The sequence below is a fragment of the Shinella lacus genome (assembly GCF_010994755.1).
Taxonomy (GTDB): domain Bacteria; phylum Pseudomonadota; class Alphaproteobacteria; order Rhizobiales; family Rhizobiaceae; genus Shinella; species Shinella lacus.
In genome coordinates, this window is record NZ_WHSB02000033.1 from 1 (window position 1) to 10,827 (window position 10,827).

General features: G+C 56.8%; 11 protein-coding genes and 2 pseudogenes. 10 read left to right on the top strand and 3 right to left on the bottom strand.

Features of this window, described 5'->3' with window-relative positions; translation table 11 throughout:
- Positions 1-270 precede the first annotated feature (270 nt).
- From GB927_RS33950 to GB927_RS33970, 5 genes are read left to right on the top strand one after another with little or no spacing between them, the layout of a single operon-like run.
- On the top strand, positions 271-459 hold the full coding sequence (locus GB927_RS33950; RefSeq protein WP_256121546.1) for a hypothetical protein: 189 nt from the start codon (positions 271-273) through the stop codon (positions 457-459).
- A gap of 8 nt (positions 460-467) precedes the next feature.
- Positions 468-1,034, top strand: a complete 567-nt coding sequence (locus GB927_RS33955) for an ABC-three component system protein (protein ID WP_256121547.1) — start codon at positions 468-470, stop codon at positions 1,032-1,034.
- Positions 1,031-1,552: an ABC-three component system middle component 5 gene (locus GB927_RS33960; protein WP_256121548.1), complete on the top strand. Its 522-nt coding sequence runs from the start codon at positions 1,031-1,033 to the stop codon at positions 1,550-1,552. The genes GB927_RS33955 and GB927_RS33960 overlap by 4 nt, the downstream gene beginning before the upstream one ends.
- Positions 1,539-3,452, top strand: a complete 1,914-nt coding sequence (locus tag GB927_RS33965) for an AAA family ATPase (RefSeq protein WP_256121549.1) — start codon at positions 1,539-1,541, stop codon at positions 3,450-3,452. Before GB927_RS33960 ends, GB927_RS33965 begins: the two co-directional genes overlap by 14 nt.
- A 19-nt stretch (positions 3,453-3,471) precedes the next feature.
- Positions 3,472-3,780, top strand: a complete 309-nt coding sequence (locus GB927_RS33970) for a DCL family protein (protein WP_256121550.1) — start codon at positions 3,472-3,474, stop codon at positions 3,778-3,780.
- A gap of 193 nt (positions 3,781-3,973) precedes the next feature.
- Here the strand turns inward: GB927_RS33970 and GB927_RS33975 are convergent, their stop codons facing one another.
- Positions 3,974-4,870 carry a LysR family transcriptional regulator gene (locus GB927_RS33975; RefSeq protein WP_256121551.1) on the bottom strand — a complete coding sequence of 299 codons (897 nt, stop codon included), beginning with the start codon at positions 4,868-4,870 and terminating at the stop codon, positions 3,974-3,976.
- A 107-nt stretch (positions 4,871-4,977) separates the two neighbouring features.
- On the opposite strand from GB927_RS33975, the gene GB927_RS33980 reads away from it, so the two are divergent.
- The 4 genes and pseudogenes from GB927_RS33980 to GB927_RS33995 all read left to right on the top strand — a co-directional run bounded on the left by GB927_RS33980 (position 4,978) and on the right by GB927_RS33995 (position 8,985).
- Complete coding sequence (locus GB927_RS33980) at positions 4,978-5,994, top strand: NADP-dependent oxidoreductase (protein WP_256121552.1); 1,017 nt, start codon at positions 4,978-4,980, stop codon at positions 5,992-5,994.
- 47 nt (positions 5,995-6,041) lie between these two features.
- Positions 6,042-7,393 (top strand): IS3 family transposase gene (locus tag GB927_RS33985; RefSeq protein ID WP_256121553.1). Its coding sequence is split into 2 segments (ribosomal slippage): positions 6,042-6,378 and positions 6,378-7,393, totalling 1,353 coding nucleotides; the frame shifts between segments, so codons are not numbered across the junction.
- A gap of 73 nt (positions 7,394-7,466) precedes the next feature.
- A pseudogene (locus GB927_RS33990) lies at positions 7,467-7,766 on the top strand (hypothetical protein); the annotation flags it as partial.
- A 292-nt stretch (positions 7,767-8,058) separates the two neighbouring features.
- On the top strand, positions 8,059-8,985 hold the full coding sequence (locus tag GB927_RS33995; protein ID WP_256121554.1) for an ArdC family protein: 927 nt from the start codon (positions 8,059-8,061) through the stop codon (positions 8,983-8,985).
- Positions 8,986-9,147: 162 nt separating this feature from the next.
- Here GB927_RS33995 and GB927_RS34000 read toward each other — a convergent pair whose 3' ends face one another.
- A complete protein-coding gene (locus GB927_RS34000) occupies positions 9,148-9,717 on the bottom strand; it encodes a helix-turn-helix domain-containing protein (protein WP_256121555.1) in 570 nt (189 codons plus the stop codon).
- A gap of 168 nt (positions 9,718-9,885) precedes the next feature.
- Positions 9,886-10,272 (bottom strand): hypothetical protein, encoded by a 387-nt coding sequence (locus GB927_RS34550; protein WP_439655552.1) that lies wholly within the window; start codon positions 10,270-10,272, stop codon positions 9,886-9,888.
- A gap of 281 nt (positions 10,273-10,553) precedes the next feature.
- Between GB927_RS34550 and GB927_RS34010 the strand changes: the two are divergent.
- Positions 10,554-10,703: pseudogene (locus GB927_RS34010) on the top strand (DUF736 family protein); the annotation flags it as partial.
- Between the last annotated feature and the right edge of the window lie 124 nt (positions 10,704-10,827).

Here is a 10,827-nt window from a genome sequence, read left to right on the forward strand (position 1 = left end):
TATCGTCTCGCCCAAAGCCACGCCCGAAAGGCCGGCTGAAACTTCCAACATAAAATCGCCGCGCCGGCCTGAGACCCCCGCTCGGGCTACGCCCTCCCGGCGGTCTCAGGCCGGCGCCACCGTGGCCGACTGTTGCTCCGCCCCGTGGCCGGTTTTTACTCCGCCGTTGACAATTCTACCTGAAACGTGAGGAATAACAGAGTAAATCCCCTTAGCGTTGTTGACAAATCAGGTCGAAGAAGGCGTTAGTTTTACTAACCGGGGGTAGCTATGAACTTCACATTCGACGTCTCAAATTTTGTTCTTGGGTTGCTGACTGGCGGCGTCGGCGGAGCCTTGATCACCTATCAAGTCACGAAGACATTGCGTGCCGGAACCAACGGGACCGCGGTCGATCAAAGTCGTGCGAACGCCGGTGGAGACGTTGTAGGGCGCGACAAGACTACGCACGGTTCGTAAGCCAACCCATGAATTCGGTGAACCAAACGAACGCCTGCGCTGACGGCGATATCGTCGGTCGTGACAAGATCACCAAGATCGAATCGCCGAAAGGCAAAATCGAAAAGTTGCTCCTGCGCCTTAAGGAGCAGTACGACGCGAGCGACGAGACGAAAATCACGATTGATGAGCTAGCGCGGTATCATCTGCGCCGCGCGCAGGATGGTATCGAAGGCCTTGAGAACAAGCTGATCGCGGCCAATATGTATCATTACTATGATGATGCGATCGAAAAAAAAGAAATGTTCGTGAAGCTGCTCGAGCGGTGGTCACTCTACTCCTCGGCACAGATGATCTTCGTCCACGTTTTGGCGAAAGCAGAGACCGAATTCTCTCACGTGATCTATCCGGAGATTCCGAAAATTTCGGAAGGACAGATGAACGCGATGATTATGGACCGGATCGTCAATCCCATCGTGGAAGAATGCAGCAGTGACCTTATGATCGTCAGCCACAACGTTGTGTTCGGCATGGTCTACTGGCTGGCCGAGCAATGCTTCATCCGATGGCACCACGCGCAGAGAGCGATCGCATGACACAGCTATCGTACAACGAGGCCTTCGATCCCTATCACACTGTGTTTCGCTTCCTGCGGCTGTTCTTCGGCTGCAAGCTTGAACGCGCCGTTCCGTACGATAAGTTTCGCATTCTCGACTTCTACCTGCTCCACCCGTACCGGCTACAAAACCTTCATTTCTTTGCCGACGATACCCGTTGGCGATCCGTGAGCAGAAGTTATGCCAGATTGAAGCCGTACGGCGAGTTGCCGGACGATAATTCGCTCTTCGAACGAATGGCCGTTTTCCAAAAGGCGGCTGCAGGCAGTCTGGCCAGGGTAGGGATTATCTCCGAGGACGAATGGACGCGAAACCAAGTGCTGTTTGTCCGCGATCCCGTTCCTAGCGAAGTCGAGCAGCGGTGCCAGGAGCTCAATGACACGATGCCCGATATCATCCGCATACTGTGTGAAATCAATGAACGCTACGCCCTCAATGGTCGTGATGGCCTGAAAGCACGAAGTGGGTTGCTGGAGTATCGCTATGATCCGGTTTGACCCTTGTTTGATCGTCCGCCGTCTTGTTGTGAAGCGTGGCGTACAGCTTGCCTACGACGAGCAATTTCATGTCGGCGTGAACGTGGTCCGTGGAGACAACTCCTCGGGAAAGTCGACGATCCTCAACTTCATCTTCTTCGGGCTTGGGGGTGACCTCAGCAAACTCGACTGGAGCGGCCACGCCCTCCTATGCGATCACGTGTGGGTGGAAGTAGAGTTGAACGGCAATCCAGCCGTTCTGCGACGTAAGATCGACGCCGCATCCCAGTCCGATATGGAAATTTTCGGCGGGCGCTATGAGGCAGCTGTCGAAGCGCCGATCGAATCCTGGCTTCGGTACTCTTACTCTAGGTCGCAAAACAAGGAGAGCTTCTCGCAAGCCCTGTTCCGTCTCCTTGGCATGCCGGATGTGGCGGTTGAGGGCACGTCAAGCATTACGATGCATCAGATCCTGCGATTGCTCTACGCCGATCAGCTCTCGCCGACAGACAGTCTTTTCCGATTTGAAGGGTATGATCCGGAGAACCTGCGGGAAGCTATCGGCAACCTTCTCTGCGGTGCCTTTGATACTGCGATCTACGAGTCGCAGCAGCTGCGCCGAGTGAAGGAGCGGGAGCTGCAGGAAGTCTCGGCCGAGCTCAGAAGTATTTTCAGGGTTGTCGGCGGCGAGGAGAGTCTGGGGCTCGGTTGGATTTCTCAAAAGCGAGCATCACTTTTAGCGGATCGCGAGCGCGTCCTTGAATCGATCACACAAAAGGAAGAGCTTTTTTATTCCTCTGCTGCCTCCGACAGGTTGACCCTGACGCAGCAAAAGGAGCTCTACAATGCAGTCCAAAAATTGCAGCAGGATCTGGCCGCGGCGCAGGAAGCATTAAGCGGGATTGAGTTCGAAATTTCAGACTCGCAATCGTTCATCGAGAGCTTGAAGCGGAAAGTCGATGCCCTGAGGGATGCCAGGCTGGCAGCGGACATCGTCCCAGACGTGCACTTCGCGACATGCCCCGCATGTTATGCCGACGTTCTTGAGGCAGAGGAGCAAGCCTTCTCCTGCCATCTTTGCAAAACGCCGATCGACCCTGATAGAGCACGCGATCGTGTCACCGGGATCATCAACGAGCTCTCGATTCAGATTAAACAGTCCGAACGATTGCAGGGTATTCGCGGCGAACGTCTTAGGACACAAACGGTGAAGGTCGAGAGTTTGAAGACGGCGTGGACCACCAAGTCGCGAGAGCTTTCGGCGATCACGGCGCGGCCGACCTCGAAAGTACGGGAGGATATCAGGGAGTTACATCGGCAACTTGGCTACATCGACAAGTCGATCGAGGATGTCGACGCTCAGGTTAAGCTCGCCAATAAGATCGGTGATCTCTCAGCGAGACGGGAAAGCCTTGATCTTGCAATCAAGGATCTGGACACCCGAATTCAGTCACTGAAAAGAAGCCAAACGGACAGGCTTCGCGTTGCAAGAACCGCGATCGAGAGAGAGACGATAACGATACTCAAGGGTGACCTGAAGCGTCAGGATTCCTTCGTCGATCCCAAGCGCGTCGACTTCTCGTTCGGGAAAAACTCGATCACCGTCGATGATCACACGTATTTCTCGGCAAGCTCTCGTGTCGTGCTCAAAACTGCCTTTCTTGTTGGTTTTTTGGCAGCTGCCCTGAAAGATCCTGAGTTCCGCCATCCACGTTTCCTGATGATCGACATCACGGAGGACAAGGGGATGGAGCAAGCACGCAGTCACAACTTCCAACGGCAGGTGATCGAAACCTCTGCGGCCTCAGCAGTCGAGCACCAGGTTATACTTGCCACCGCTATGCCCTGGAGCGAAATTCCAGAGCAGCTCTTTGTCGGTCGGTTTTCGACTCTCGAAAAAGGGTCCTTAAATTTTCTCTGATGCGAAACCTGAGGATGTGATGGCGCGGCGGCAGGATATGGTTATTGGCGGAGAGGTCTTCACCACTCAGGCGCAGGCGCGCGAGCGCTTCCGTAGCATCCTCTACAAATACCGTCTCGGTGAAACGATTGATGCTGCCGATGCGCAGTTTATGACCTTTGCGCTACAAAGACATCCTGAGGCGGCAAGCAAGATCGGTTCTGGAATTCAATCATTTCAGGTGCGGGCGGCTGACTTCGGCACGCGGTGCTTTTGGGTTACCCGAATAGATGGCACGTCAGAGAAGTTCTCCTTCAACGCCTGCTACAAACCGGCTAGCACAGAATAGCGCTACCGGTCACAACTGGTTTGAGGCCGATTTTCACCTAAAATGCCGAGCTGCAGGACCGCAGTGCGGGGGCTTCCTCAGCACCGAATTCTGTCGCAAAAGGGTCGATTAAGGTGGGCGATGTGCCATCCGCACCTAGTCGAGTATTCTTGTGACTGGGCGGACAAAAGTATCCGGGAAAAAAAGCGAGGTCTCACGAAATGCTTTTGCTGCTGAAGGCCTCCACCAAGTAGTCGACAAACACCCTGACCTTGCGTGGGGTGTGGCGTCGCTGAGCATAGAAAGCGAAAATGGGTTGCTCGACGGGTTCATAATCCGGCAACAAGCGCACGAAGCGGTTCTGCGCTATATCCTGGGCGACCATGAAATCCCCCAGGAGTGTGTAACCCCCTCCCGCTAGACAGGCGTTTTTCACCGCTCGCGCTGAGTTCATAATGACATGCTGCGGGACTTCGAATTCAATAACCTTTCCTTGATGCGAAAACCTGTGTTCACGCCCCCATTCCCCGGTGACCTGAGTAACGGATGGGCACTCCTTGATCTCGTCCAAAGTGCTCGGTGTCCCATATTGCTCGCAAAACTGTGGCGTAGCGACGAACACGATCCTCTGTGTAGAAATCTTCTGCGCAATCAGGGATGAATCATTCAGCGGCCCGACCCGAATGGCGACATCGAAGTGCTCTCCGATAAGATCGACCAAGCGATTGCTAAGGTCGATTGAGACATTGAGCTGCGGAAACCGTCTCACAAACTCGGGAAGCGCTGGAGCCAGGCACTCGTTGCCAAAGGCTGTTACGCAGGAGACGTGGAGCTGGCCGCGAGGGGTTTCGTGGCGTTCGCGTACCGCACTCCGCATCAGATCAAGTTCCTCCAGAAGGCCGATGCTCTTTTGAACGAACTCCATTCCGGCACCCGTCAGATTGATCTGCCTGGTGGTGCGGTTAAAGAGACGTACGCCGAGATCGGCCTCAAGGTCTGCCACAATGCGGCTCACAGAGGCAGCGGAAAGGCGCAACTCCCGGCTCGCAGATGAGAAGCTGTTATGCCTGGCGACTGCCACTGCCACCTTCATGGCCTCGATCACATCCATGCGCCATTCTTTCAAAATTCAAAACAATGTCTCTTACCCATCGCCCATTAACACGGAAATCGGACTCATGCATCAATGGGACGAACGCTGAATTTAAGGAGATCGACATGTCTACGAATCCTAGCTGGATACTTCGGAGCTACCCTTCCGCAATGCCTTCCGTTGAGAACTGGAGCCTGGAGGACCGTCCAATTTCCGAGGCTGCGGATGGTGAGTTGCTAGTGAAAACGCTTTGGCTCTCTGTCGATCCCTATATGCGCGGTCGGATCAGCCCCGCGAAGAACTATGCTACTGGTTTTAAAATTGGTGATCTGATGTGCGGCGGCGGAATTGGCGAGGTCATTACCTCTGAGTCCCCCGACTTCAAGCCAGGCGACGTCGTGATGAGCGATCATTTTGGTTGGCAGCCGTTCAGCGTAATCCCGGCCACGTCAGCTAAGCCGGTGACGACTTCCGACGCTCCGATTCAGTCCGCGCTAAGCTATCTCGGCATGCCCGGCCTCACGGCCTATTTTGCCCTGCTCAAAACTGCAACACCAAAGGTCGGGGAGACGGTGTTGATTTCAGCCGCGTCAGGAGCTGTGGGGCAGATTGCGGGACAGATCGCACGGATTAAAGGGTTCGACCCCGTCGCTGTGGCGGGCTCCGACGAGAAGCTGGAGTGGTGTAGAGACCTTGGCTATCGTAGCGGCATCAATCATCGATGCTCGGCTGACCTCGTGGCGGATGTTGCTGCGGCATGCCCCAAAGGGGTCGATGTATTCATCGACAACACCGCGGGGCCGATCCACGACGCGGCCATGTTAAACCTCAACACCTTCGGCAGAGTGGTGGTGGTCGGGACAATCGCCTTGGTCGACAGGTTTGACCAGCCCGATACCGGTCTGAGGCATCTAAGAAGGACGTTAATCACCCGTGCACGAATAGAAGGGTTCCTTCTCGACGACCACGAGGGTGAATACGAGACGGCGATTGCCGATCTCCTGTCATGGTACAGGCAAGGACTGCTTCAGACACGAGAAGATGTTGTGGAAGGGATCGAGACCGTGCCCCACGCTTTCGTTCGAATGCTGAAGGGAGAGTGTCCCGGATCAGCGCCCTTGAGACAGATTTGGTTTAATTGAGAAGAGAGGATTTTCGGCTCATCGTAGCTCTATCAAAGGAAGCGAAGATGAGACAGAAAACCGGGCCGCAGACATCGGCGGCCGAGAAGACGATCAAGGACATCCGGCGCGCGACGCGCAAGCACCACTCGGCGGAGGACAAAATCCGCATTGTTTTGGAGGGGCTGCGTGGCGAAGACAGCATTGCCGGGATATGCCGCCGTGAAGGGATCGCCGAGAGCCTGTATTATAGTTGGTCAAAGGAATTCCTCGAAGCAGGCAAGAAGCGTCTTGCTGGTGACACTGCCCGCTCGGCGACCAGTGACGAGGTGAAGGCGCTGCGCCGTGAAAGCCGCGACCTGAAGGAGGCGCTGGCCGACCTCACCCTGGAAAATCGCCTGCTCAAAAAAAGCATGATCGCGGATGGGGGCGACGAAGAATGAGATACCCCGCCTCAGAGAAGCTTGAGATCATCCGGATCGTGGAACAGTCGCATTTGTCGGTCAGGCAGACCCTCGACAAGCTCGGCATTCCAAGACCGACCTTTTACCGCTGGTATGATCGTTTCCTGACCCACGGCGTCGAAGGGCTGGAAGACCGGACATCTGCGCCATCACGGGTGTGGAACCGCATCCCCGACGACATCCGCGACCGTATTGTCACCATGGCGCTGGATCATGCCGATCTGTCGCCGCGCGAGTTGGCGGTGAAGTTCACCGACACGGAAAGCTATTTCGTGTCAGAGGCTTCGGTCTATCGCCTGCTCAAGGCCCATGACCTGATCACCTCGCCAGCCTATATCGTCATCAAGGCCAACGACGAGTTCAAGGACAAGACCACGCGGCCGAACGAGATGTGGCAAACCGACTTCACCTACCTGAAAGTCATCGGCTGGGGCTGGTTTTACCTGTCGACCATCCTCGACGATTATTCCCGCTACATCATTGCGTGGAAGCTGTGCACGAGCATGAAGGTGGACGATGTCACCGACACGCTCGACCTGGCACTGGCCGCCTCAGGCTGCGACAAGGTCAAGGTCGAACATAGGCCGCGTCTGCTGTCCGACAACGGTCCGTGTTACGTCGCTTCCGATCTCGGTGAATGGCTTGAGAAATACAAGATCGACCAGGTCCATGGCGCTCCCGGCCATCCGCAAACGCAGGGCAAGATCGAACGCTGGCACCAGACGCTGAAGAACCGCATCCTCCTGGAAAACTACTTCTTCCAGGAAGACCTCGAAGATCAGATCGCGGCTTTCATCGAGCACTACAATCATCGCCGATACCACGAGAGCCTCGACAATCTTACCCCGGCCGACGTCTACTTCGGACGCGGCCAGACCATCCTGCTCGAACGTGAAAGGATCAAACGAGACACCATCAGACAGCGCCGCTTGAACCATCACGCCAAAGCGGCTTAAATCAACCTGCAAACCGAGCCGGAAACTCCGTTCTTCCAAAGCCCAAAAAGTCTCAAATCATTCGACGACGGACAAGTTCTACAGCAAGGCCGTCACCGAAGCGCGCGACGCCACGGCCAAGGCCGCGAACGACGCCCGTGACGAAGATCTCGACGGCCCCGTCGGTTATGACAGTGCCGCCCACCGCAAGCGGGAGTTCGCCGCTGACATGGGGATCCAGGCCCACGCATTGCGCATAGCCGCCGAAGGTGCCGTCGCAGCCTACAAGCACATCGTCGGCGAGGCCTGGAAGCCTTTCGATCGCCCGGTCGAAAACCCCGGTCATTCCGTCGACCGCAAAGCGGCAGCAGCGCAGATCTCGGCCTTCGACTGACACTATTCCCGCGGGGCTCGCCCCGCCACACTCCCATCAGGTCGTCCCAAGCGGGCGGCCTTTTTTGCATGTGGACTCCCACTAAAGCAAAAGTGAAGGGAGAAGTTTGACCCGGCCGACGCGGCCCGTCTCTTGCGGTGGACCTGCAGGAGCCGCCGACAGCAGGCAACGGCTTCGCCGTCCTCCACGTCGTTTCGGCCGTACCGGTGCATGCAGTCGGCTGATTGCTCCTGCCCTTAGTCCTCCGCGACGGGCCGCGATTGGCGCGGTCCCTGAGACGTGGAGAAGAAAGATGAGCAAGACCAACGAAAGCCAGCGTACCGACATCTATTCCCGGATCACCGATCGGATCATCGAGGATCTCGCTTGCGGGGTACGTCCCTGGATGAAACCTTGGAACGCGGCTAACACCGATGGCCGTATATCCCGGCCGCTGCGCCACAATGGTGAGCCCTATTCGGGCATGAACGTGCTTCTGCTCTGGTCCGAGCAGATGTCGCGCGGCTTTACCGCTTCGATGTGGATGACGTTCAAGCAGGCGCTCGAACTCGGGGCCGCTGTTCGAAAGGGCGAGACCGGTTCGACAGTCGTGTTCGCCAGCCGTTTTACCAAAACTCAAGCCGATGGAAAGGGCGGTGAGGTCGATCGGGAAATTCCCTTCCTGAAAGCCTATTCCGTGTTCAACGTCGAGCAGATCGACGGCCTGCCCGACACATACTACCATCGGCCGGACATTGTGCTCGATCCCGTCGCGCGGATCGCGCAAGCGGACCTGTTTTTCCGCAATACCGGTGCGGTGATCCGCCATGGCGGCAATCAGGCATTTTATGCACCCGGTCCTGACGTCATCCAGATGCCACCCTTCGAGACCTTCAAGGATGCCGCAAGCTACTATGCGACCCTCAGCCATGAGGCCACGCATTGGACGGCGGCGGAGAGCCGGGTCCGACGAGACCTTTCCCGCTATGCCAAGGACAGGAGCGAGCGTGCCCGTGAGGAGCTGATTGCCGAACTGGGCAGTTGCTTTCTCTGCGCCGACCTCGGGATTGCACCCGAGCTTGAACCGCGGCCGGAACATGCCTCCTACCTCCAGTCCTGGCTGAAGCTGCTTGCCGATGACAAGCGGGCGATCTTCCAGGCTGCCGCACATGCGCAGCGCGCGGTCACATATCTGCATGCTCTCCAGGCACTGAAGTCAGAAGATTTGCGGGCCGCGTAAAGGCACACACCCATATCGCAAATTTATCGAGGGGCCGCCAAGGGCGGCCCTCATCGTTTCCTTCAGCGGCGCGAGCGAAGCTGCAGGACCGCAACAAGGAGAGCGGCCACAGCCACCGCAAGAGAGATATATTCGTATAATCCGACGCTCATCTCGCTCTCCTTACACCGTTGCCTTGGTGCGCTTTCGAGCGCCCGGGCGGACGGCCTTCCTTTTTGCCTGGTCTGCCTCTTCCTTCGCTTGTGCCATATCGAGCGAGATGGACTTGATACGCTCGACCAGCGGCAACAGGTCGTATTCGTTGGAGATCCGCCGTCCATTCTGGAAGCGGTCCACGCGTTTTAGGAGCTTCTCAGCCTCAAGGCGGGCAATGGACCGCTGAACCGTCTTGGGCGTCACCGCCAGCCTCTCGGCAATTCTCGCTTTCTTCGGCCACGGCATCTCGCCCGGCCTCCACCAATGCTCGATCAGGTGGATCAGCACCGCGAGGTCCGTCGCGTTGATCTTCAAGCGGGCCTGGCCCTGCAGGAGTGCTTTCGGCAATACGGTGTAACCGACATCGATTGCTTCCTTGCCCCACTTCTTGATCAGGACCTTGTCGTCCTTCTTGTCGGCGTCGTCACCCTGCGGTGCTGATGCCTTAACATTGCTTTCTTCAGTCACATTGGCCTCCATTGGCTTGTTTGTGACCTGTATTTCGGGCATAAATAGCTGGAAATAAAGGGTATCCACCCCGATCACGTATGGACATATGAGGGCATACGTGTGGACGTTCAAGACCCGGCCCGGTCTGGTCGGAGATGTCCACTGAAGTAGAACGCAATCCCGATATAGGATCAGCGGAAAGAGGATGCTGGAGTATAGCCAAATGTCCTGGACAAATTTGTCCATACAAAATGGCTAGATTGCATTGTCTGGTGGAGTCTGATGCAGCGTCGAGCGGGTCGCATCGACGGTGTCTCGGTCAAGAGCATCGCGCCGACGGAGCTCTCCGAGACGATGATCAGAGGCCAGCTTCAAATCGAGGTTGCCCCAGATCGACGGTTTCCGCGTGTCGGGCTTCAGTTTCCGGGACTGTTTGATTTCGACGATAAACGGCTTGGTCTGCTTTGGCATTGTTCCTCCAGGCGACGAATCGCAGCGCAACTCTATCGCGGCATAGTCTTCTCGCAAGCGGACCTGGTCGGAGTTTTCCACGATGGAGCGGCGTATCTTTCCTCCGTCGTGTACAGGTGGTTGGAGCCGGGTGAGGCCATTCGCTTTGGGGTTTCCCGTGCGGATCGCCATGGTCGTATTCCTTTTCCGCCTGATAGTGGCTCCATGTGCGGGCTCGATGTGGCATGTCTGACCGGAGACCGGCTGCGCCTCGATCGTATTCCCGCAACAGCGCTCCGAAACTTTCATCCCCTGCCGGCTCCGCCGTCATTCCTCGCGAAACAAGAAAGTGTCTCCGCGCCGCCCTCCACGTTGTTTCGGCCTTGTCAGGTGCGGCCCGATCGTCACCGGCCTTTACGACTGCCATCGAGGCCGCACTGAAGCGGCCCGATTGAGCAAAAAGGAATATGACAATGGCTACCATCGGCACCTTCACCTCTACCGAAAACGGCTTCAGTGGCTCGATCCGCACCCTCGCCCTCAACGTCAAGGCTCGCATCGCCCGCATCGAGAACCCCTCGGACAAGGGCCCGCAGTTCCGCATCTTTGCCGGAGCCGTGGATTATGCTGAGAGTGTGATTATGCGGAGTGCCTGTCGCTGAAGGCTGGATTTGGCGGCGGTTGCGGCGATTTCGTCTCCGCATAATTCCGCTGGTGTGGAGGGGCGCCCCGCCGTGAAGCGGAGCG